Consider the following 22,856-nt stretch of genomic DNA (forward strand, 5'->3'; position numbering starts at 1 on the left):
TGCGATGGTGTTAATCGTGATACGATGATATGAACTTGGCAGATAGGCCTGCAATTGTCATTGTTTCAGTGCAGCCAGCAGCTCACTGAACCCATCCATGGCCGACTGGAGATTTTCCAGGATGTCCTCCGCCAATTCCTCCGGGGCGGGGAGGTTGTCCAGATCGGCCAGAGCCTTGTCCTTGATCCAGAAGATATCCAGGCTGGTTTTGTCCCGATTGAGGATCTCCTCGGCGGTGAAGCGCCGCCAGCGGCCGTCCAGGTTGTCCTGGCTCCAGGTCTCGTGGCGCTCATAGCGGTTTTCCGGGTGGTAGCACTGGATGAAGTCTTTCAAATCCTCATAGGTCATGGGGTGCTGTTTCAGGGTAAAGTGCAGATTGGTCCGCAGATCGTAGAACCAGACTTCCTTGGTCTGCCGCTCCGGGCTGGCGGGGCGCTTATCAAAGAAGATCACATTTGCTTTGACGCCGGGCTTATAGAAGATGCCGGTGGGCAGACGGAGAATGGTGTGGAGGTCGCAGGTCTCCAGCAGTTTCTTCCGGATAGTCTCCCCGGCTCCGCCCTCAAAGAGCACGTTGTCCGGCACCACCACCGCCGCCTTGCCGTCGGCTTTCAGCAGGGTGTTGATGTGCTGGAGGAAGTTGAGCTGCTTGTTGGAGCTGGTGGTCCAGAAATCCTGCCGGTTGTAGACTAAGTCCTCTTCCTCCTGCTCCCCCTCCTCATTGGTGAAGGTGAGGGAGGATTTTTTGCCAAAGGGCGGATTGGTGAGCACATAGTCGAACCGCTCCCCCGGGTCGGTGAGCAAGGCGTCCCCGAGAGTGATGGGGACCTCCCCGTACAGGTCGCCGATGTTGTGGAGAAAGAGGTTCATCAGGCTCATTTTGAAAGTGGCGGGCACGATCTCCCAGCCCCGGAAGGTGTCCCGCTTCAAAAACTCCTTTGCCTCTCGGTCCAAGGTATAGTGCTTGGGATCGGACAGGTAGCTTTGGGCCGCCAGCAGGAAGCCGCCGCTGCCGCAGCAGGGGTCGGCGATGGTCTTCCTGGGCTCCGGACGGATGCACTCCACCATGGCCCGGATCAGCGGCCGGGGCGTGAAGTACTGTCCCGCGCCGCTTTTCACGTCCTCGGCGTTCTTTTGCAGCAAGCCCTCGTAGATCTCGCCCTTCACGTCGGTGGACATGGACACCCAGTTTTCCTTGTCGATCATCTGGACGATGCGGTAGAGAATGGCGGCGTTGCTGATCTTGTTGACCGCTCCCTGAAAGATCTTGCCCAGGGTGCCCCCCTGCTCCCCCAGTGTCTCCAGGATGGATTTGTACTTGCTCTCCAGTTCCGCGCCTTTCAAGGTGTTCATATCCGACCAGCCGCAGCCGGCGGGGATGCCGGTCTCCCGTTGGTAGGGCGGCTTGGAGTATTCGTCGGACATTTTCAGGAAAATCAGGTATGTAAGCTGCTCCAGGTAGTCGCCGTAGGACACGCCGTCGTCCCGCAAAGGACCGCACATCCCCCAGACTTTGGAGATGATGGTTGAGGTTTGGTCAGGCATGGTTACTTCCTCTTAAATCTTAGATTGGCTCTTGCTTTGTCTCTCGCCTCTTGATACATTTCCGGAGTGGGAAAGATTTCCGTATACGGATAGTCCAAGGCACAATCCCACTCCAACATAAAGTATTTTGGAAGATTCTTTTCTATTTCCATTTGAAACATCATCGCTGGCGAGATTTCTCTACTTGCTGCATTACTGTATTGTTTGATGTATATATCACAAATCTGCCATAATGCAATCCCGTGAGCCTTTGCATACTTTACAGCATCTGATTGAAAGCCAGATGTTGAAATCAGAATGCTTTTCTGCGCCCCTATGCTTTGTGTTTTTGCATAGAGGTCTGTAACCACTGATCGTTCAATATTGCGAGTGTGGTTTTTGCACTCTACGATTACTTTATGCCTGCATCCAAGTGCGGTATATTCTGCCAAAACATCAATCTGATAGGTACTATCCGGAGCCTCAACTTTCTTGCTGTGCTCAATTTCAAAATCTTTCAATCCCTCTTTTTTAGCGTAGGCGGTTAATGTTTCCATGCAGAATTTTTCAAATTCAATGGGCTTAATGTTCGCAGAGAGGGAACGATAAGGATTTGTATCTATTTCCATTGTTATGAAAGTCTCCCCTCAAAGGCCTGTTTCAAAATACTCTGCCGCAGGGCTTCTGCCTGCTGCAAAGAGGTGTCAATCGTTTGCTCGATGCTATCATAAACAGACAACTTTTCTTTAATATCATCCAATATTCTCTTTTGAGCGTTCAAATCACAATATGGAACTCTCAACCCCTTAATTTTATTAGTACTCAGTGTGTACAAACCAGACGTAGATTTAGCTATATTAACAATTTGCTTTCTGCCTTCATTAGAAATCAAATAATACAACGCATATTCGGATAGCATATTTCCCAGAGGACGACCTTTAACAATGTGATTTTGATGCAAACAGTTAGGAATCTGTCCATTCCAAATGGCAACTCTACCAATTTGAGTTTTACTTCCATTTCCCTCCACAAAAAGCAAATCGTTTTTTTCTAAAAGGCAACGATCAACTTCTTGCTCCGTCACTCCAATTTCTTTTATTTCTGATAAATCCAGGTGATTATAATAGACATTTGCCACCCGCAAATAGGGCATTTGAAGCGATAATTCATTTCTCCTTGAGTTTTTTGTCAATCCACCTGTTATTTCAAAAAAACTCGTTATTGGCTGTAAATCACACAATTTATCATACACTGAACTATATACCGCCTGCCGGTAGACCTTCAACTTTTCCTTTGCAGTTTTCAATTCCGCCACGCTGGCATCTAGTTTGGAAAACAACTCCTCAATCCGAGCAACAATACGAAGCTGTTCAGCTCTATTGACAGGATATGATACTATCAATTTCTTGAGAATCGTTTGACTAATATTAGGCTGCGCTCCACCCACCCCCTGTTTTACCAGATCAGACCGATGGAACAACAGAAAAAAATATAGAAATTTTAAAGATACTTTATCATTAGCAAAAATTCCACAAACAGCTTGATTGGTACATGCATCAATATCCAAATATGCTAACTTGCCGATGGTTGCTCCATATAACGCAATAAGCAATGTCCCCTTAGGAAATATTTTTGCACTGGAAGCATCCAATCCCGCTTGAGTAATTTTAATCTCCGTATCACGAATAGCTCCGTTTTCAAGTTCACCAGACCGAACCCATGGAATTGTACCACCTTTGTAGTATTCAGGGTTCTTTTTACTTGGGGTTCCTCCGCTTGTCATAAAAGCAATATTCCCCAAAGTTTCAGTTTTCCATTCCATAGTTACGCCACCAATTCCCGATTCATTTCCCGCAAAATCTCCTCATACTTATCCCCAAACACCTGATAGAACCGCCCCAGGCCGCCCCTGCGGTCGAAGGGACTCAGGTCCAGATCCTCTGGCTGAATGCTCAAAGAGGTGGCAATGTGGTCCTTCACCAGCTGGAGCCACTCCATCTGCTCCGGGGTAAAGTGGACCGCGCCGGCATTGCGGCGGAAGGTCCATTGCTGGAAGTTGTAGTTCACCTTGTCGGCAAAGGGCTGAAGGCTGTCCGCCTCCCCCATCTCGAACCGCACCAGGGACACCAGGTCGGCCAGCTGGCGCACAGTACTGGTCTGCTTCACCTTCTCCGGCTTCTGAATGGCATAGCAGTCCCACAGCCGCTCCAGGGTGACCCCTTTCTCCCGCAGCTTCTCATACAGGGCTTTCAGCTTTTCCAGAACCATGGGCCGGTCCTGATAGGTCTGGCTGTACAGGATGCGCAGAGCGATGATCTCGTCCTTGTGCTCCTGGATAAAGTCGCGGAAGGTCTGAATCACCCGCTGGGCGGTCTGCTCCTTCTGGGCGTCGAACCCGGCGAAGAGCACCGTGTCCGGGTTGGTGTTGTCGATGATCTGCTCGTGGCTGCGGCGGACATTTTCGATAAAATCCCGCACCTCCGGGCGGCAGAAGGGAGCAGCCGCCTGGGCCACTGCCTCCTTTTGGACGGACTGCACCTGCTCCGCGGTAGGCTCCTGTGTGTGGAATTTCTCCCGGGCCGCGGCGGTGAGCACATCCTCGTCGAAGGCGTCCAGAAGCGCCTCCGCCAGTTTGTTGGCGGGCAGGCCCACCACCTCCGTAAACTCCTTCCGCTCGCCGGGCGACATCTGGCTGTTCAGGCGGATGATCCGTCCGGCCAGGGAGGTGAGGGTATTTTCGTCCCGGGCTCCCAGCGCCACATTCAGCATCAGTTCTTTCAAAGAGACAGAGGGCTTGCGCTCCAGGACACGGGTGTCCGACTTCTTGGAGGTGGTGACCCCCACAGCGTCCACAATGACAAAGTGGTCCTTATTCTCTGTGGCCGAGGGCGTGACCTTCTGCAGATCGTCCTTGCTGAGGATGCGGGTCCCCCGCCCCTTCATCTGCTCAAAATAGTTCCGGCTGCGCACATCCCGCATGAAGATCAGGCACTCGATAGGCTTCACATCGGTGCCGGTGGCGATCATGTCCACAGTAACGGCGATCCGGGGGTTATAGCTGTTGCGGAAACTGCTGAGGGTCCCCTCAGGGTCCTGGGCCGAGTAGGTGATCTTCTGGCAGAACTCGTTTCCCTCGCCGAACTCCTCCCGGACGATCTGGACGATGTCGTCGGCGTGGCTGTCTGTCTTGGCAAAGATCAGGGTCTTGGGGACCTCACGCCGACGGGGGAACAGTCTGGTGAACAGATTCTCCCGGAAAGAGCGGACCACCGTGCGGATCTGACTGGGGTTGACGATGTCCCGGTCCAGCTGGGTGGGCCGGTAGTCCACATCCTCGTCCATCTGCTTCCACCGCTTTTCCCTTGAAAGCCGGTTGCGGTATTCGATCATCTGCTTCATGATGTGGGCGCCGCTCTTGGTCACCTGGGTCTCAATGAGGAAGACGTCCTCCCCCACATTAACTCCGTCGATGATGGCCTGCTCTCGGGAATATTCGCTGACTACATTCTCGTTGAAGAAGGCAAAGGTGCGCTTGTCCGGCGTGGCAGTCAGTCCGATCAGGAAGGCGTCAAAGTAATCCAGAACCTGCTGCCACACATTGTAGATAGAGCGATGACATTCGTCGATGATGATGCAGTCGAAAAATTCCGGCGGATACTTCTCGTTGTAGACCACCTCTTTGGCAGGCTGGCGATCCGCTGTGGTCAGTTCGTTAAAAGAAGTCTCCTCCGCAGACTCGTCCAGCTCCTCCCCTTTCAGGATGGAATACATCCGCTGGATGGTACTGATACACACCTGCACATCGTTTGGCAGGTAAGAGTTCTTCAGCCGCCGCACACCGTAGAGCTGGGAGAAAGATCGGTTGTCGTCATTAGGCCGATAGGCCAGAAATTCCCGCTCCGCCTGCTCTCCCAGGCCCTTGGTATCCACCAGGAACAGCACCCGGTTGATCTTGGCATATTTCAGCAGACGATAAACTGCGGTGATGGCGGTAAACGTCTTGCCTGCGCCGGTGGCCATCTGAATAAGCGCTCTGGGACGGTTCTCACCGAAGGACTTCTCCAGATTATGGATGGCCGTGACCTGGCAATCCCGGAACCCGGAGGTGTCCAGGGGTGGAAAACGCTTCATATTGTTGCGGATGGTGTCATCCTGTTTTAGCAGTTCCCGCAGGCTCTCCGGGCGATGAAAGCTGAAGATGCGGCGGGAGCGGTACTTCTGGTCTTTGTAATCGGTAAAACGAGTCAGCTTTCCCGTGGCTTCATAGGCAAACCGGATGCGGTAGTCTGTCTTGACCCACTTGAAGGTACTCCTGGCGTACCGGCTGGACTGCGCCTCAGCCGTGGTGATATTTTCGCCCTTTTCATCCGCCTTGGCCTCCACAACCCCGACTGGGATGCCATCTACAAAAAGCGCATAATCCACCGGCCCGGTGCTGGTGGGGAATTCCCGCACCGCTACGCCGGGAGCAGCCATGGGATTGAGCTGCCGCATATCCTGCAAAATCCAACCGGACTGAATGAGTCTCTGATCAATTGCCTCACGCGCTTTTTGTTCAGGAGTCATGGAGGTCACCCCGCTTTTCTTGAATGATTATACGTACTCCAATGTTTCCTCGCTTTGTTGCCAATCGGGAAATATTTTCAAATATATTTTTATTATAACATGGGCCTCCTAATTCAACAACTGAGCGTTTGAGTCATCCTCATACAATCGTCAAAACGATATGGACCAAGGAGTCGCCAATCCAAGAGCCCTTGCCCCTCATTTAATGCTTTCAGAAGTTAAGGGTATGCTCCAAAGCGCCTACCGTCCGGGCTTCCCGGTCGCAGCAGCAATTCTTCACCCACATCTTCAAATTCTTTCCAAAGAATAGCACCATCGCAGAGACTACCGGTCTGTCTGTCAATACTGTGATGAAACACATCACTACGATCTCTGATAAGCAACTCATCACGGTGGAACGCACCAGCTATATCGACCGGCATGGGATGAAACAGAACGGCAATAATCTCTATACGATTCTACCTATTCAACAGGCCACGGATGCGTTTTATCCGCAGCAGTTAGACATATTGGAATCGCCAGGTGAGCACCAACGGGTGACAGAGGAAGCACCCACGTGACCGCATATAAGAAGTCCTACGGCTACCTGCCCAAGCCAGTAAAGAAAACCGTGGACGAAATCGTGGATAAGCTGGAGGAACTGTCAGAGGTCTGTGAGTGCTACGAACAATGGTGCGCTCTCCAAAATGAAGTTGACAGCTACTACCACGACAAGCCCAAAGAAAAGAAAAAGCTGTCCCAGGAGAAGGAGTTCCGTCAGATCAAGAACGCTGTCATCCAGGAGGCGGAGCGGATACGGTTGGGGGATATCACCTCCGAGGACGCTGACCTGACCGGCTATGATGAACCGGAGCAGTTGTGGGGCGAGTCCTATGATTGCTGGGAACTGCGGCAGATCATCCGGGACGAGCACCTTTCTCTGGCAGACCGGGATAGCGCGGTAGAGGAATTGGAGCGGCTGGCGGAACGTGGAGACGCCCACGCACAGTTTCTGATAGGCCAGCTCTATCGGGACGGCCCTCTGCTGATTCCGGACAGCCGGAGGACGAAACACTGGCTCGTTCAAGCGGCCAAGCAAAACCTTCCAGAGGCACAGTATGCTCTGGGGAAACTGCTTCTCTCTGACGATCCCGAAGTCCGAGACCCGGACGAGGGCATCCGCTGGCTAAAAGAAGCGGCGGCCCAGGGAAATTCCTGGGCCGCCTACTGGCTGGGAAAGGAGTATCTGACCGGCGAGGTGCTGACTAAAGATACCGCCAAAGCGGTAGATTGGTTCACACAATCTGCAGAAGCGGACAACCAGTATGCCCAGTATATGCTGGGCAAGTTGTACCTGACAGGACAGGGCATGACTCACGACCAGACCCAGGCGATAGACTGGTTCAGCCGCTCCGCCGCCCAGGGAAACCAGTATGCACAATTCTTCTTGGAACACCAGGATGACCTCCGTCCGCCCTCCGTCATGCTGGCGGCCACGCGCCTGCTCTACCACATGAGCCGGATCTTTGAGAACCACGTTCTGCCCCACTCCAGCACCGGCCTACACGTTGACCGCAAACTCCGAAGAAAAATTCAGGAGAAGAAAATCGCCATGGGCCACAAGCCGGACGACCATGAGGAGGAACTGATTCAAACCTGGGGTGGTATGACCATGAAATAATAAAGTACCGTACAGTAACAGGACTGTTCGGTACTCAAATTCCTATCGAAATGTCATATCTAATCCCATGGTTGGCCCTTGGAGCTTTTGCTCAAAAAACTCGATCAATGGATCCATCACTCCTTGCGCTGCGTATATTGTTGCGATCATGAACTCATCCGGGTCGACATCTGACAAATCAAACTCATAGCCTAAGTGACGAATCCACTGGGTGAAAAAGAGCCGCTGGGTTCTTCCGTTTCCCTCCCGGAATGGGTGCAGCATATTGATCGTATTGTAAAAATCCGCAATTGCCTCGATGAATTTCTGATGAGAAAGACCTTCATCGGTAAAGGCAGCTAACCGAGAAAAACACGCATCTGCACACGACGGAATCTCAGCAGCAGGAACAAAAACCGTTCCCTTTTTTGAAACGTTGATCGTACGTATCTGCCCTGCCCAATTGTAGAGATCGCAAAACAAAAAATGATGGATGGATTTGTAATGTGCAAAATCAAATGCACCTGCCATCGGCTGCTGATCCAGCAAACTGGCCTTGCCCAAAACAATAGCCGCTTCGGTCTCCGCCAGTTTCTCCTCATCCTGAATCCCTAGTTTATTGATTAGGCAGGTCGTCCCTGGATAGCAGTCCTCTGTAAGCGCGTCTATGCTGTACGCCATATCAGGCCTTCCCTTCGCCTGAAATCACTTGCGTCAGATATTCCTGCAGCGTGATCTCCCCGGCCAGCAGCTTGCGGCAAAGTTCCTTACAGGCGTCCGTGACAGAAAACCCCTCCATTCTCAGGGAAAGCTCCGCTGTCCGAATGGAGCGTTCAATGGAGTCAGACATGTTTATCCCTCCCGCGAATCAGGTTCTTTGTGCCTGCATTGTAGCATAAGACCATCGCCGTTGCAAGGGGCGCAGGTACGAAGTAACCATGTATCTGCATAATACACAAATGGGCCTCCGGAGGCAACGCATCTCCGGAGGCCCATGTTTTCTCTGTCTGTGGTTGAAACTGTGGTCATGCGGAAAGCGCATGGCCACTTGATTTGGAAAAGCAAGCAAAAAGTTGTGAAAAACCGCTGTCTTCCTTCGAAAATAGCTGTTTTTCTGGCAGAGCACTACAATCTAGATATTTCAAATTTTCGATTAGCCATCTTGACATCTCGCCCAACGGCCCATCTGGGCCGCGCCGCTTTTGCGGCGTTCGAGCGTTTTGCCGCAGGCAAATCCTCGGCGGAGGGGCGGCTTTGCCGCCCTGAGCATTAAAATACCGAAGGGTGTAGCCGCCTTTGGGCGGCGAAACCCAAAACGAAAGGACATCCTCTCGGATGTCCTTTCGTTTTGGTGGACGATACAGGGCTCGGACCTGTGACCTCTCCCGCACATTAAAGGGAGCTTGGAGTTTTTTTCAGCTATTTTTCAGCGCTTTATGGCCTTATCTGCTCCAATCTGTTTGCTTTCTGTCACTCTTTACGCGCAAGGTTTCCGCCTGCTCCGCCGCTCTCTGTGGCAGGTTATGTTGTCACACCGTTGGGAGCGTTGACTTCCACGATTTGACCGTTTGCACAAATGTGGTGAGATTACGGTTTTCTTAGCCGTAGCGGTACTTAGTCAGCTCGTTTTTTCGCAAGTTACCGTGAAAACGCTTTTGCGATGGTGTTCACAATAATATGGCAACAGAAAAAGAACTTCGCGTCTGTAAGATTTTTAGTCAGCCGTTCTCTTATTCGCAGCGTTCGCCTTAGGTAGCTACAAGACTTTTCAGCGATCTTCCAAGAGGCTGCTGTCACAGAAACATCCGTATGATTCTAATCTTTGTACTCCTGAACCATTTCCTCCCGGCCAAAGCACATAAACAAAATCAACAAATTGGGGAGCTGTTATCGTGATATTTGATAGGCTTCATGTCACTGGCTGCCATCAAAGGAAACCAGGGGCCTCGATTCTTTCCAGGAAATGACAAGGCTCAGAACGGCAAGCTGGCCAGGATATGCTCCGCCCGGGAGCAGCGATTAGAAAACCGGCTGAGCAGTTCCGCTAGCGCACCTTCCATCAGAATGGGGTGCCCCACCGCCTCCAGCATGGGCAAATCGTTGTAGTTGTCCCCGAAGGCCATCACATCCGACTGCGGGACGTCCAGGGCGGCGCACAGCTGCCGGATGCCCGTCCCCTTGTCTGCCAGGGTAAAATCCAGCCGGGCCTGCCCCGCGACGGCCACTCGGAACTGCGTCCGCCACCTTGGTGCCAGCAGAGGCTCCACCGCCGCCGCGCCGTCCCAGCAATAGGCGGAGACCTTGACGATGGCCTCAGGCGTCTCCTCGGGGGCAGACAAGAGGGCGACATTGTTGCCCACAAAGTCCCGCATCAGGGAAACGACGTCGCTTTGCTTGGGACACAGATAGCTGGTATTGGCACCAGAGATCAGCACCTCGCACCGGGGCAGCGCCAGGATGTCCCGGCACAGGGCGAGGGCCTGCTCCCGCGCCATCTCCGTTTTGCTTAGGATCGGACCGGGATCACCCGGGCCAAAGACCACCGCGCCGTTTTCACAGAGGCAACTCAACTGGCCAGCCACCGGAGCGAACAGGCGGCGCAGGCTGCTGTACTGCCGGCCGCTGGCGGGACAGAAATACACCCCAAGCCGGGACAGGCGGCGGATCTGGGTGAAGACGGCGGGGGCAATGGCGGTGCTCCCGTCCAGCAGGGTTCCGTCAATGTCACAGGCGACCAGGCGGGTCACAGACCTTCCTCCTTCCCGGGACCGGGAAACAAGTCTAAAAGCTGGCCAAACCGCTCCAGGTCGTAATCCCCAGCCCGGTGTGCCGCCGAATCCCCGATGGCGACGGTGACCATTCCGGCGGCCCGGCCCGCCTGGATGCCGGCCACCGCGTCGTCCACGGCGGCGCAGCGCTCCGGGGGGAGACCCAGCATCTGGGCGGCGGTCAGGAAGATTTCTGGGTCGGGCTTGGAGCGGGTGATGTGGTTCCCGTCCGCCGCCGCGTCCAGATAGGTCCCCAGGCCGGTGCGGGCCAAAATCAGCCCGGCGTTTTTGCTGCCCGAGGCTAGGGCCAGGCGGCAGCCCCGCCGACGCAGCTCCTCCAGGGTGGGGGGCACGTCCTCCGGCACGTCGGCGGGGGAGAGGGCCTCTAGCATGGCTCGGTAGGCTTCATTTTTCTCCTGGGCAAAGCGCTCCTTCTCCTCCTGGGAGTAGGCGCGGCCGGCGTGCTCCAGCACGATCTCCAGGCTTTGCATCCGGGAGACTCCCCGGCAGCGGTCCCCCTGTTCCCGGCTGAAGGGGACACCCAGCCGGTCGGCCAGCCCCTTCCAGGCCAGATAGTGCAGCTCGTCGGTGTGGATCAGCACGCCGTCCAAATCAAAACAAATTCCCTGTATCATGGCGTATGTACTCCTTTTGTTCACGGACAGGTGTCCTGGTATTCGGAGGGGGAGATCCCCACCACTTTTTTGAAGGTGGCGGAGAAGTAGGTCACATCCTTATAGCCCACCAGCTCGGCCACCTCGTAGACCTTCCGGCGGCAATCCCGCAGCAGCTCCATGGACTTATGGATGCGGTACCGGGTCAGGTAGTTCAGGAGGGTGTAGTCAGTCTCCTTCTTGAACATGTGGCTCAGGTGCCCCTCGCTGATGCCCAGGCTCTGAGCGATGCTCCCCACGGTGATGCCCGGGTCGTTGTAGTGGGCACCGATGTAGTCCATGGCCTCCAGGACGTACTTGCTCTTGTCCCCCTTTTTCAGGCCGGGAATGCCGTGGACCGGCTCGCTGGTCTGCATGCGGCTCTGGAGATTCCGCACCGCCTGTTCCAGCTCCCCGTCGTGGAAGGGCTTCAGGAGGAAGTCCACCGCCCCCAGCCGCAGGGCGCTCTGGGCGTAAGTGAAGCTGTCATAGGCGGTGAGGATGATGACGTACACCGGGTTGCCCGCCTCCCGCAGGCGGCGGAGCATCTCAATGCCGTCCATCCGGGGCATCTTCAGATCGGTGATGATGAGGGAGGGGGAGAGGCGCTCCACGGCGTCCAGGGCCTCCTCGCCGTTGGAGGCCTCCCCCACCACGACGCAGTCCAGGGCGGCCCAGTCCACGGCCAGGACAATGCCCTTGCGGATGAGCTCCTCGTCCTCCACAACCAGAACCTTCAGCATGACGATGCATCCTCCTTATAGCGCAGGGGCAGGGTGGCGGTGACCATGGTGCCCGTGCCGTCCGGCCGGTTTTCCAGGCAGAGCCCGAACTGCTCCCCGTAGTGTTTGCGCAGAATTGTGTCCACATTGTATAGGCCCAGATGGCCCCGGGTCTCCTCCTGGTCCCGGCAGGCGTAGGGGCCCTCCAGCTCCGGGGGCAGGCCCACGCCGTTGTCCAAGACGGTGAGCCGCAGCACCGCCCCCTCCCGCCGGGCCCGCACCTCAACGGCACCGTCCGGCTGGCCGGACAGCCCGTGGAGCAGGGCGTTCTCCACGATAGGCTGGAGCATCATCTTGGGGACCAGGGCCTCCTCCAGTTCCGGCGGGATGTCCAGCACAAAGGCGAAGGAGCCGGACAGGCGGATGCGCTGGATCTCCACATAGCGCGCCACAATCTCCGTCTCCCGGCGGAGGGGGACAAACTCCTCCGGCGAGATGCAGAAGCGCAGGATATCTGCCAAATTGGTGGACATGTCCGCCACCTGGGGCACATGGTGGATCTTGCTGATCCACTTCATGGTGTCCAGGGTGTTGCAGAGGAAGTGGGGGTTGAGCTGGGCCTGAAGCATGCGGATCTGGGCCTCGTTCCGCTCCCGCTGGTTCTCCAGCAGCTGCTCTTGGTTGCGCTTCAGGGCCACCAGCATGTCGTTGAAGCGGTCGGCCAGCTGACCCAGCTCGTCGTTGTGCTCGTGGGGGACGTACACGTCCAGATTGTTGTGGGCCACTTCGCGGATGGCCTTGTGGAGGCGCTGGATGGGCTGAAACAGCTGGCGGCTCAGGGCCAGGCTCAGCACCACCGCCAGGGCCAGACAGACCAGGGCGCTGGACAGGCTGATGGTGTACAGGATGTTCATGGTCCCCCGGTCAAAGACCTGGGGCTGGCGGAGAATCACGTACAGGCCGGTGGCCTCGTCCTGGACCACGGGATAGGAGAATTCCTCCCCCGCGCCGCTGAGGGGCTCCCCGTCCAGCAGCCGCCGGCGCAGGTCGTCCGCCAGGGAATCGGCCAGGGCGGGCTGGGAGCAGTAGACCGCCCGCCAGTAGGGACTCAACAGCAGCAGGTCGCAGCTGTCCCCCACCGCCCCGTCCAGCAGCCGGTGCAGGTCAGACTGGTAGAAGCTGACCAGCAGAAATCCCAGGGCCGCGCCGTCCGGGCCGGCCAGGGGGGCGGCCCCCACCAGCACCGGCGAGTTGGAGGTCCCGGGGTCCTCGGGGGCCACAAAGGTCAGGGCCGCCCGTTCCCGGGCCTGGTACAGCACCCCCCACTGGGGGGACAGGCTCCGTCCGGCGGCGCTGCGGGTGGAGCAGTACCAGTTCCCCTGGCTGTCGTACAGATCCAGGCGGGCCAGGGTCTGGGCGGACTGGACGTCCTCCAGGAACAGGCGGTAGACCTCTCCCTGGGAGGGGCTGCCCTGGAGGAGGGCCTGGGAGAGCACCCCGTCCCGCTCCAGGGCGGCCGCGGCGGAGGAAAAGGACCGGCAGGCCTGGTCCAGGGTCTGGCCCACGCTGTCCAGATAGCCGTCCGCCTCCCCCTGGGCCCGGTCCTCCATCCGCAGGCGGAAGATCTGCAGCAGCAGGGCGGAGCACAGCAGCAGGGGGATCAGGGAGGCGGCCAGCAAGGCGGCGAACAGCCGGTTGCGGAAGGAGGCGGACAGCAGTCGTCTCATGGCTCCTCCTCCCCGCCCTGGTAGAAGGCCCAGGACATTAAGATGGCGTCGTGGTTTTCACTGGCCCAGGCCAGGTCGTAATCCACCAGAACCACCTCGGAGAGGCCGGGCAGGGCGGGATTGGTCCCCACATCCTCCCGCACCGGGCGGCGGTACTGGTCGGAGAGCAGCTGCTGCACCTCCTGGCTGACGGTAAAATCCAAAAACCGCTTGGCGTTGTCTGGGTGGACGGCGCCCCGGATGAGGGCGCTGCCGTCGGGTACCGAGCTGGTCCCGTCCCGGGGGTAGACCACCGCGATGCTGTCCCCCGCCTGCACCCGTTTCCAGGCGCTCTCCTCCAGCGTGACCCCCACCCAGCAGCTGCCGCTGGACACGGCGGCGAGGATGTCCCCCGAGCTGTCCAGCTCCCGGCCCTCCAACTGGCGGGCAAACTGCCGCAGAGTCTCGTCCCGGTCCCCACCCACCGCTTGGAGCAGAGTGACCAGGCCGGTGAAGCAGGAGCCGGACACACCGGGGTCGGTGAAAGCGATCTTGCCCTGAAATTCCGGCTGGAGCAGGTCCGCCCAGTCGGCTACCTCTCCGGGGGAGAGGAGCTTGGTGTTGTAGATGAGCACCACCGGCAGGGCGGAGAAGGGGGTCCACAGCCCGTCCTCTGAGCGGTACCGCTCTAAAATATCCTCCTGCCCGGCACACAGGTAGGGGTCGAAGCAGTCCTGATAGACCTCCAGGCTGTCCACTCCGCCCCCAAACATCACATCCGCCGCCGGGTCCTCCGCCTCCTGGGCAATGCGCTCCAGCAGTTCATTGGTTCCGCCGGTGACCACATCCACCCAGATTCCCGTGCGCTCCTCGAATTCCCGGACGATGGGCCACCACACCTCCTCCTTGTGGGAGGTGTAGACCACTAGGCGGTCCTCCTCCGCCGGCGCAAAGGAGGAGCCGGAGCTGTCTGCTCCCGCCCCGCAGCCGGAGAGCAGCAGCACAGCCGCCAATCCCAGAGCAAGACCGCGCATGTTCTTCATCATTTCACTCCTCTGCCCACAGATTCTGTTCCGTTTTGCCTAATTATAGCACACTTTTTCGACGTCTTTCATTGTATTTGACGAAAAAAGCAGAGGAGAACAAAAAACCGCAGATTTGTCCCCTACTCTTTTGGCGGAAAGGCGGATACAATAAATTTACCAGCGGACCTCCTGTCCGCAGACTCTATTTTATGCAGAATACCGAAGGAGGAACCATTATGAAACGCGCACTTGCACTACTGCTCTCCGCGTCCCTTACCCTCTCTCTGGCCGCCTGCGGCGGCGGAGGCGGTGGAACCTCTCAGGCGGGAGGCAGCTCCGGCCCCGCTTCTTCCGGCGGCACCGGAGAATTGACCGCCACACAGCAGATCATCCAGGAAGCCCAGGGCATGACCCTGGAGGAGCTGGCTCAGAAGGCCATTGAAGAGTCCAACGGCCAGAAGTTCTACGGCGTGGGCAACTCCAGCCGCGGCGCCACCGCTCTGCCTCTGTTCGTGGAGTACCTGCAGTCCATCGATCCCAGCTATACCCTGGAGTTTGAATGGCAGCAGCCCAAGAACAACAAAATCTTCGATCAGCTGACCTCCGATTCTCTGAAGGACACCGGTACCTTTGCCATGACCCTCATCCAGGACGGCAACCAGATCGAATCCAAGATGGTCCAGACCGGTATTCTGGACACCTTCATCCCCAAGGACTGGGCGGACGCCAACGGCACCACAGCGGAGGAGTACAACGGCTATCTGCCTCTGCAGACCTTGAACAAGGTGTTTATGTACAACAACACCGGTTCCAAAACCTTTGACAACTGCTGGGACTTTGTGGGAGAGGACGCCCACGGTCTGTTTATGGACATCGACTCCGAGCTGGTGGGCAAAAACTTCCTGTACATGCTCACGGAGGACACCTACGCCGGCTGGCTGAAGGACGCCTTTGAGGCCCTGTCCGCCGATGAGCAGGCTTACTTCCAGCCCACCATTGACGAGATGGCCTCCGAAGCCGAGAGCCTGGGCCTGGGTGAGAACGGCAAGTACGCCCTGGCTTGGATCAAGCTGTGGGTGGGCAGCTATAACGCCCAGACCGACGACGGACCTATCTGCAACACTCTGGTAGACCAGTCTGCCACCGACCAGTTCGGCCTGCTGGTGTACTCCAAGCTGCGCTCGGTGGAGGAGTCCGCCACCGTCTCCAAGAACAACATTACTGTGGCTGCCTATAACGACGGCTACACCGGCATCGGCGGCTTCGGCTACTGCCACTATCTGTTCGTCACCGACAACAGCCCCCTGCCCTGGACCGCCTGCGCCTTCATCGCCTACATGACCTGCACCGCCGACGGCTTCTCCGCCTGGGGCAAGGACATCGGCGGCTACTCCTCCAACCCCCTGGTGGCCGAGGAAAATGAGGAGATCTATCACCATCAGACCGGCGGCATGGCTGAGGATGGCACCACCGTGGAGTTCGCGGCCCTCAACGACCACGGCTATGACTGGTGGACCACCGACGGCCAGCTGGTGCTGGAAGATCCGGAGTACTGCGCCTCCGTGGCCTTCACCGTGGGCAGCTGGATTGAGATGCTGGACCGCTACACGGCCGGCTGAGTTGCCGCGCACGCTGCATTCTCGGCGCCCTTGGAGCCTCCGGTGTCCAAGGGCGCCCCTCCATTTCAGCCCCTCTGCCCTGACCTCTGGCAGAAAGGAGAGATTTTATGGCTTCAACCCCCCTCCAGGTAAGCACATCTGTTGTGCGGCGCAATAAGATCAAGACCTTTTTCTCCAAGCCCTACAACGTGATCCTGGTTCTGATGGGCCTTGTCCTTACGGTCACCACAGTGGCCCCCATTGTGGCTATCGTGGAGGATACCTTCAAAATCCACCCGGGCACCATCGATGCCCACCTCACCGGACAGGTTTCCGGCTATACCCTGGTGAACTACATCGACTTGTTTACCAGCAGCTTGGCCCGGACCAACCTGTGGGAGCCCCTGTGGAACACCGTCCTGCTGGCGGTGGGCACCTGTGTGGTGTCCATTCTGTTCGGCGGTCTGTTCGCCTTCCTGATCACCCGGACCAATCTGGCCTGGCGGAAGTATTTGAGCTCCATTTTCATTTTCCCCTACATCATGCCCCAGTGGACCCTGGCCGTGGTGTGGCAGCACATGTTCAATTCCAATGCTGTGACGGGAACTTCCAACGGTCTTCTGGCTGCCACGCTCGGCATTGAGATGCCCGCCTGGTGGTGCCTGGGGCTGTTCCCCAGCGTGGTGGTGCTGGGTCTCCACTACGCCCCCTTCGCCTATATCCTCATCGGCGGCATTTTCCGGAATATGGACGCGAATCTGGAGGAGGCAGCTACCATCCTGGACACTCCAAAGTGGAAGATTATGTTCCGGGTGACCCTCCCCATGGTGAAGCCCGCCATTTTGTCCACCATTCTGCTGGTGTTCGGCAGCTCCATGGGCAGCTACCCGGTGCCCCATTATTTGAATCTGACCACTCTGGCCACAAAATACGTGTCCATGAACTCCAAATACACCGGCGAGGCCAGCATCCTGGCCATCATCATGATGATCTTCGGCGTGGCCATCATGCTGCTCAACCAGCTGAGCCTCCAGAGCCGGAAAAACTACACCACCGTCACCGGAAAATCCGGGCAGATCTCCAAGATCAACCTGGGCCGGGTGGGCAAATATGTCATTGCCCTGGTGCTGGTCGTGGTGACCTTTTTCACCAGCATCTTCCCCATCGTCTCCTTCGCCTTTGAGACCTTTCTCCCCAACCCCGGCGACTACTCCTTCCTGTACACCGGGGACACAGACAACCTGACCACCAAATGGTGGGTCACCGACGAGAACATCACCGAGAACGGTATGTACGGCCAGAAGGGCATCCTCCACAACGACACCATCTGGCGCGCCTTCAAAGGGACCATCTGGGTGTCCGTGTGCTGTTCCCTGCTGGCGGGCACCATCGGCACCATGATCGGCTACGCCGTGTCCAAAAACCGACGAAGCAAGCTGGCCAACTATGTAAACTCAGTGGCTTTTCTGCCCTACCTGATGCCCTCCATTGCCGTGGGCGTGGCCTTTTTTATCCTGTTCTCCAACCAATACATCAATCTGTTCAACACCTACACCCTGCTGATCATTGTGGGCACCATCAAGTACATCCCCTTTGCCAGCCGAAGCTCTCTGAATTCCATGCTCCAGCTGTCCGGGGAGATCGAGGAGTCTGCCATGATCCTGAACATCCCCTGGGTCAAGCGCATGACCCGCATCATCATTCCCATTCAGAAGTCCTCCATTATCAGCGGCTATCTGCTCCCCTTTATGACCTGCCTGCGGGAGCTGTCCCTGTTCATGCTGCTTTGCACTCAGGGTTTTATCCTGGCCACCACCCTGGACTACTTCGACGAGATGGGTCTGTACGCCTTCTCCAGCGGCATCAATCTGATTTTGATTATCACCATCCTGGTGTGCAACACCCTGGTGAACAAGATCACCGGGGCCAGCCTGGACAAGGGAATAGGAGGTTAAACTATGCCAGAGATTCGATTGGAACATGTGACCAAGCGGTGGGGAAAATTTTACGCGGTGGACGACCTGAGCATGGTCATCCAGGACAACGCCTTTGTCACCCTGCTGGGTCCCTCCGGCTGCGGCAAGACCACTACCCTGCGGATGATCGCCGGACTGGAGACTCCAACCAGCGGCCGCATTACCATCGGCGACAAGGTTGTTTTTGACAGCGCCCTGGGGATTAACATTCCAGCCAGCAAGCGAAAAGTGGGCTTTTTGTTTCAGAACTATGCCCTCTGGCCCAACATGACGGTCTATGACAACATCGCCTTTGGTCTGAGCAACGTGAAAGAGCCCATGCCCAAGGTGGACTTTGAGGCCAAAAACGCTGCCCGCCTGGCGGAGATTCTGCAAAAGCCCGACGAGGTGGTGAAGGTCCTGGAGGAGTGCCGGGACAAAAACGGCAAGCTGGATGAGAAGAAGGCCCATCTGAAGCTCATTGACGCCTTCACCATCTCCCTGTTTACCGCAAAAAAACTCTTTGCCTACCATGTGGAGAGCGGCAAGGACCTGTCCGGCGAAATTACCGCCCTTCAGGCCAAAGCGGAGGGGGCCCGAAAGAGCGCCCAGGCCGGCGGCGGGGAGCTGAACGAGAACTTTGAGCTGGTGAAAAACGGCCAGGTGGTCACCGAGGTCCGGAAGATGACCAAGGAGGAGATCGACCTGACGGTGCGCCGGGTATCCCGCATCGTAAAGATTGGCATGTTTATGGACCGCTACCCCGCAGAACTGTCCGGCGGCCAGCAGCAGCGGGTGGCCATTGCCCGCACCCTGGCCCCCGAGCCCTCGGTGCTCTTTATGGACGAACCCTTGAGCAACCTGGACGCCAAGCTGCGCCTGGAGATGCGCTATGAGCTGCAGCGCCTCCACCTGGAGACCGGTTCCACCTTCGTCTACGTCACCCACGACCAGATGGAGGCCATGACCCTGGCCACCCAGATCTGCCTCATTGACAACGGGGTGCTCCAACAGTACGACGCCCCCCTCACCGTATACCACCAGCCCAGCAACTTGTTTGTGGCCGACTTTGTGGGCAACCCCTCCATCAACTTCGTGGAGGCCAGTGGGGAGCAGCAGGAGGACGGGTCTGTGGCCCTCACCCTCTTCCGGAACCGCCGGGCCAGATTCCGCCCGGCCCGGCCGCTGGACCTGAAGAGCTGGTTCCAGGCGCGGGACCGGGAGGCCCAGGAGCGGGCGGAGCTTCGCCGGAAGCAGGCCGCCGACAAAAACTACGTGGAGAAGGGCAACAAGGACGAGGTGTTCCGCTACCACATCGCCAAGGTGGTGGAGGAGGACGACTCTCTTCAGGAGGAGCCCGTGCTCACCAATCAGGACCTGGTGCTGGGGGTGCGGCCGGAGTTTTTGGACATCGAGGACTCCGGCAGCCTGGACGGGGAGATCTACGGCGCCATGCCTACCGGCATGGAGTCCACCATCAAGGTGCGGGTGGATGACTTCCTCCTCACCGGCGTGGTGTTCGGGAGCACCCTGTTTTCCCTGGGGGCCAAGGTGCGCCTGAACATCTCCAGCGACAATATCATGCTCTTTGACCGGCAGAGCGGCCGGTGCATCACCCAGGGCAGCCTGGAATTCCTCCAAGTGTGAGGACCGGATGGGAACCACTCAGATAAAGCCTGACCCTCCGGGCGAATGGCACAGTCCGCCTATTCTCTTCGAAACAGGATGAAATCACGAGGAAAGACCTATATCACAAATTTCGAGTTTTAGGATATTCTATGTACACTTTGTTTCTGCAATTGTATTGACAAAGAATACCCGGCGGGGCACTGCCCCGCCGGTATATTTTATGGCTCTGTCAGTTTCCTGGCGGCCTCCTGCATTTGCCGCAAATCAGTCTTGATGTAGAAATTGAGAGTCGTACTTGTGTTGACGTGGCCTAAAATCTGTTGAACACTCTGAATATCGGCCCCGTTGCCTAAAAGCAGGGTGGCGTAGCTGTGCCGCAGGTCGTGGGGAGAGAGGTCGGGCAGATCATGGGTTTTCATAAACCGCTTGACACGGCGGGTCACAGCGTTGGGGTCCCTGGCCTTGAAAATACCCCGCCTCGCCGGAAAAAATGAAGCTGTCTGCGAGGACAGCGCCGGGATTTTCCCGTTTTCGCTGGGCCTTTAACATCAGGCGCATAACAAGGTACTTTACATAATGGAAATGACCAGGACGCATGCAGCGGTCTTGGGTGTCCCCATTTTAGGCCGGTACACTCCCCAGCACGAAGCGGACGAAGTCTGTTTTTGTGCGGTCAACCTCCTGGTCCTTAGTGCGCTCCGGGTCGTATAGGTTTTGCCACCAGCGCCCTGGAGCATGGGATGGATGTAAAAACTCTATCCACGGTCATCGGCCATGTGTCCAGTGCCACCACGCTGAACGTGTACGCCCATATCACCGACGAAATGCGGCAGAAGGCGGCGGACAATATCGACCGGGCCATCACCGGGACAGAGCCGCCGCAAGAAAAGGAACTGAAACCGCCCAGCAGGACTGCCTTTCAGCCGGTCAAGGGCAAGTACCGTAAACCGGGCACCGGGTGTATCTCTCAGATCAACGATCACCTGTGGGAGGGTCGCTACTCCCCAAAGATCAACGGGAGGCGCATGTCCCGGAACGTGTACGCGAAAACAGAGGCCGAGTGTGAGGAAAAGCTGGCCGAACTGATTCGGGAGATGAAGGCGGAGCTCACCGCTGAGAGAGAACGGGGAAAACGGGCTGAACTGGCGGGTTGACCAAGGCGATCCGGCGTAATACACAAATGGGCCTCCGGAGGCAGAACACCTCCGGAGGCCCATGTTTTCTCTGTCTGTGGCTGAAACTGTGGTCATGCGGAAAACGCATGGTCTCTTGATTTGAAAAAGCAAGCTAAAAGTTACAAAAAACCGCCGTTTTCTCTCGAAAACAGCGGTTTTTGTGGTGGACGATACAGGACTTGAACCTGTGACCTCCCGCACGTCAAGCGGATGCTCTACCAGCTGAGCTAATCGTCCGAACAGCATGGATTATTATACTTGGCCGCACAGGTTTTGTCAATCCCTTTTTTCGAATTTTCTGATTTCTCCGCCTGGAGGGGGTAAAAAATCCCAGAGAATTTTTCCTTTTTCTGTGGCAAACTCCCGGCTTTATGTTATACTAAGGGCGTATATTTTTGATGCTTGAAGGAGGACTTCATCATGCTGACCCTTGATCTGTCAAAATTGAATGGATTCCTGCCCCAGGACTATCTGTCCAGCCGGGAGGAGGCCCTGCGGGAGGCGGCCCGGATGCTGGCGGAGCACAACGGCCCCGGCGGCGACTTCACCGGCTGGGTGACCCTGCCCCGGGACTATGACAAGGAGGAGTTCGCCCGCATCCAGGCGGCGGCCAAGCGCATCCAGCAGCAGTCACAGGTGCTGGTGGTCATCGGCATCGGCGGCTCCTATCTGGGCGCCCGGGCGGTGATCGAACTGCTGGGCTCCCCCAACTATAACCTGAAGCAGAAAAATACCCCCGACATTCTCTTCGCCGGCAACGGCCTGTCCACCGACGCCCTGCTGGAGACCATCTCCCTCATCGGCGACCGGGACTTCTCGGTGAACGTGATCTCCAAGTCGGGCACCACCACCGAGCCCGCCGTGGCCTTCCGCATTTTCAAGCAGATGCTGGAGGAGAAGTACGGCAAGGAGGGCGCCCGGGAGCGCATCTACGCCACCACCGACAAGGCCCGCGGGGCCCTGAAGGGCCTGGCCGACCAGGAGGGCTATGAGGAGTTTGTGGTGCCTGACGAGGTGGGCGGCCGCTACTCCGTCCTCACCGCCGTGGGCCTGCTGCCCATCGCTGTGGCCGGTATCGACATTGAGGCCCTGATGGACGGCGCGGCTCAGGCCATGGAGGCCCTGTCCGCCCCCGGCGCGGACAACCCCGCCTGGCAGTATGCCGCCGCCCGCCACGCCCTGTACGAGGGGGGCAAGAAGGTGGAGCTGCTGGCCTGCTACGAGCCCTGCTTCCGGTTCTTCGCCGAGTGGTGGAAGCAGCTCTACGGCGAGAGCGAGGGCAAGGAGGGCAAGGGCCTGTTCCCCGCCAGCGTGGAGTACACCGCAGACCTGCACTCCATGGGCCAGTATATCCAGGAGGGTGAGCGACTCATGCTGGAGACGGTGGTCCAGTTTGCCCCCAAGGGGGAGTTCCTCATCCCCAACGACCCAGAGAATGTGGACGGGCTGAACTTCCTGTCCGGCAAGCCCCTGTCCTTCGTGGCGGAGCAGGCCATGCGGGCGGTGATCCTGGCCCACGTGGACGGCGGCGTGCCCAACGTGCGCATCCAGATGCCCGCCCTGTCCGAGACGGTCACCGGCTATCTCATCTACTTCTTCGAGTATGTGTGCGGCCTGTCCGGCTACCTGCTGAAGGTCAACCCCTTCAACCAGCCCGGCGTGGAGGCCTATAAGAACAACATGTACGCCCTCCTGGGCAAGCCCGGCTATGAGGCCCGGAAGGCGGAGCTGGAGAAGCGCCTGTAAGAAACCGCTCCCAGCTTCCAGCCTGCGGGGCTTGCCCAGGAGCCCGCGCTCTGCGCGGGCAACGGCGCCTGCGCCGTAAATTCCACCGCCGCAGGCGGAGGAATTTGCCGAAGGGCGAATTCACTTCGCCCGGAGGCGTTTCAATCCCGA

The 22,856-nt window shown here is 57.4% G+C and carries 18 protein-coding genes and 1 tRNA gene; 6 read left to right on the plus strand and 13 right to left on the minus strand.

Going from position 1 to position 22,856, the window contains the following annotated elements; translation table 11 throughout:
* Window positions 1-57: 57 nt before the first annotated feature.
* From B5F19_RS07375 to B5F19_RS07390, 4 genes are read right to left on the minus strand one after another with little or no spacing between them, the layout of a single operon-like run.
* On the minus strand, window positions 58-1,545 hold the full coding sequence (locus B5F19_RS07375) for a class I SAM-dependent DNA methyltransferase (RefSeq protein WP_087289457.1): 1,488 nt from the start codon (window positions 1,543-1,545) through the stop codon (window positions 58-60).
* Window positions 1,546-1,547: 2 nt separating this feature from the next.
* Window positions 1,548-2,153 carry a restriction endonuclease gene (locus B5F19_RS07380; RefSeq protein ID WP_087289458.1) on the minus strand — a complete coding sequence of 202 codons (606 nt, stop codon included), beginning with the start codon at window positions 2,151-2,153 and terminating at the stop codon, window positions 1,548-1,550.
* A 2-nt stretch (window positions 2,154-2,155) separates the two neighbouring features.
* Complete coding sequence (locus B5F19_RS07385; RefSeq protein WP_087289459.1) at window positions 2,156-3,346, minus strand: restriction endonuclease subunit S; 1,191 nt, start codon at window positions 3,344-3,346, stop codon at window positions 2,156-2,158.
* A gap of 2 nt (window positions 3,347-3,348) precedes the next feature.
* Window positions 3,349-6,018 carry a type I restriction-modification enzyme R subunit C-terminal domain-containing protein gene (locus B5F19_RS07390; protein WP_242972726.1) on the minus strand — a complete coding sequence of 890 codons (2,670 nt, stop codon included), beginning with the start codon at window positions 6,016-6,018 and terminating at the stop codon, window positions 3,349-3,351.
* Window positions 6,019-6,646: 628 nt separating this feature from the next.
* On the opposite strand from B5F19_RS07390, the gene mobL reads away from it, so the two are divergent.
* Window positions 6,647-7,750 (plus strand): relaxase MobL, encoded by a 1,104-nt coding sequence (gene mobL, locus B5F19_RS07400; RefSeq protein WP_087289461.1) that lies wholly within the window; start codon window positions 6,647-6,649, stop codon window positions 7,748-7,750.
* A gap of 42 nt (window positions 7,751-7,792) precedes the next feature.
* On the opposite strand, the gene B5F19_RS07405 is transcribed toward mobL, so the two are convergent.
* The 7 genes from B5F19_RS07405 to B5F19_RS07430 form a co-directional block, all read right to left on the minus strand.
* The gene (locus B5F19_RS07405; protein ID WP_087289462.1) at window positions 7,793-8,410 is read right to left on the minus strand and encodes a Fic family protein; all 618 of its coding nucleotides are present in this window, start codon (window positions 8,408-8,410) and stop codon (window positions 7,793-7,795) included.
* A 1-nt stretch (window position 8,411) separates the two neighbouring features.
* Window positions 8,412-8,579 carry an antitoxin VbhA family protein gene (locus B5F19_RS17450; RefSeq protein WP_162612543.1) on the minus strand — a complete coding sequence of 56 codons (168 nt, stop codon included), beginning with the start codon at window positions 8,577-8,579 and terminating at the stop codon, window positions 8,412-8,414.
* Between the two features lie 1,123 nt (window positions 8,580-9,702).
* Window positions 9,703-10,476, minus strand: coding sequence for an HAD family hydrolase (locus tag B5F19_RS07410; RefSeq protein WP_087289463.1), 774 nt, complete (start codon window positions 10,474-10,476; stop codon window positions 9,703-9,705).
* Window positions 10,473-11,132 carry a beta-phosphoglucomutase gene (gene pgmB / locus B5F19_RS07415; RefSeq protein WP_087289464.1) on the minus strand — a complete coding sequence of 220 codons (660 nt, stop codon included), beginning with the start codon at window positions 11,130-11,132 and terminating at the stop codon, window positions 10,473-10,475. The genes B5F19_RS07410 and pgmB overlap by 4 nt, the downstream gene beginning before the upstream one ends.
* Window positions 11,133-11,152: 20 nt before the next feature.
* Window positions 11,153-11,893 (minus strand): response regulator, encoded by a 741-nt coding sequence (locus B5F19_RS07420; protein ID WP_087289465.1) that lies wholly within the window; start codon window positions 11,891-11,893, stop codon window positions 11,153-11,155.
* Window positions 11,887-13,599, minus strand: a complete 1,713-nt coding sequence (locus B5F19_RS18260) for a histidine kinase (protein ID WP_204248305.1) — start codon at window positions 13,597-13,599, stop codon at window positions 11,887-11,889. Before B5F19_RS18260 ends, B5F19_RS07420 begins: the two co-directional genes overlap by 7 nt.
* Window positions 13,596-14,621, minus strand: coding sequence for an ABC transporter substrate-binding protein (locus B5F19_RS07430; protein ID WP_242972727.1), 1,026 nt, complete (start codon window positions 14,619-14,621; stop codon window positions 13,596-13,598). Before B5F19_RS07430 ends, B5F19_RS18260 begins: the two co-directional genes overlap by 4 nt.
* Before the next feature lie 218 nt (window positions 14,622-14,839).
* Here B5F19_RS07430 and B5F19_RS07435 point away from each other — a divergent pair, with 218 nt between their 5' ends.
* The 3 genes from B5F19_RS07435 to B5F19_RS07445 all read left to right on the plus strand — a co-directional run bounded on the left by B5F19_RS07435 (window position 14,840) and on the right by B5F19_RS07445 (window position 19,803).
* On the plus strand, window positions 14,840-16,222 hold the full coding sequence (locus tag B5F19_RS07435) for a hypothetical protein (RefSeq protein WP_087289466.1): 1,383 nt from the start codon (window positions 14,840-14,842) through the stop codon (window positions 16,220-16,222).
* A gap of 107 nt (window positions 16,223-16,329) precedes the next feature.
* Window positions 16,330-18,156: an iron ABC transporter permease gene (locus B5F19_RS07440; protein ID WP_087289467.1), complete on the plus strand. Its 1,827-nt coding sequence runs from the start codon at window positions 16,330-16,332 to the stop codon at window positions 18,154-18,156.
* Window positions 18,157-18,159: 3 nt separating this feature from the next.
* Window positions 18,160-19,803, plus strand: coding sequence for an ATP-binding cassette domain-containing protein (locus tag B5F19_RS07445; protein WP_087289468.1), 1,644 nt, complete (start codon window positions 18,160-18,162; stop codon window positions 19,801-19,803).
* Window positions 19,804-20,003: 200 nt separating this feature from the next.
* Here B5F19_RS07445 and B5F19_RS07450 read toward each other — a convergent pair whose 3' ends face one another.
* On the minus strand, window positions 20,004-20,228 hold the full coding sequence (locus tag B5F19_RS07450) for a tyrosine-type recombinase/integrase (protein ID WP_242972728.1): 225 nt from the start codon (window positions 20,226-20,228) through the stop codon (window positions 20,004-20,006).
* A gap of 297 nt (window positions 20,229-20,525) precedes the next feature.
* Here B5F19_RS07450 and B5F19_RS07455 point away from each other — a divergent pair, with 297 nt between their 5' ends.
* Window positions 20,526-20,939, plus strand: a complete 414-nt coding sequence (locus B5F19_RS07455) for a hypothetical protein (protein WP_242972729.1) — start codon at window positions 20,526-20,528, stop codon at window positions 20,937-20,939.
* 182 nt (window positions 20,940-21,121) lie between these two features.
* Here the strand turns inward: B5F19_RS07455 and B5F19_RS07460 are convergent.
* Window positions 21,122-21,197 (minus strand) — tRNA-Val (locus tag B5F19_RS07460).
* Window positions 21,198-21,380: 183 nt separating this feature from the next.
* On the opposite strand from B5F19_RS07460, the gene B5F19_RS07465 reads away from it, so the two are divergent.
* On the plus strand, window positions 21,381-22,706 hold the full coding sequence (locus B5F19_RS07465) for a glucose-6-phosphate isomerase (RefSeq protein WP_087289469.1): 1,326 nt from the start codon (window positions 21,381-21,383) through the stop codon (window positions 22,704-22,706).
* The last annotated feature ends 150 nt before the right edge of the window (window positions 22,707-22,856 follow it).

Source organism: Pseudoflavonifractor sp. An184, from assembly GCF_002160305.1.
Taxonomy (GTDB): Bacteria; Bacillota; Clostridia; order Oscillospirales; family Oscillospiraceae; genus Lawsonibacter; species Lawsonibacter pullicola.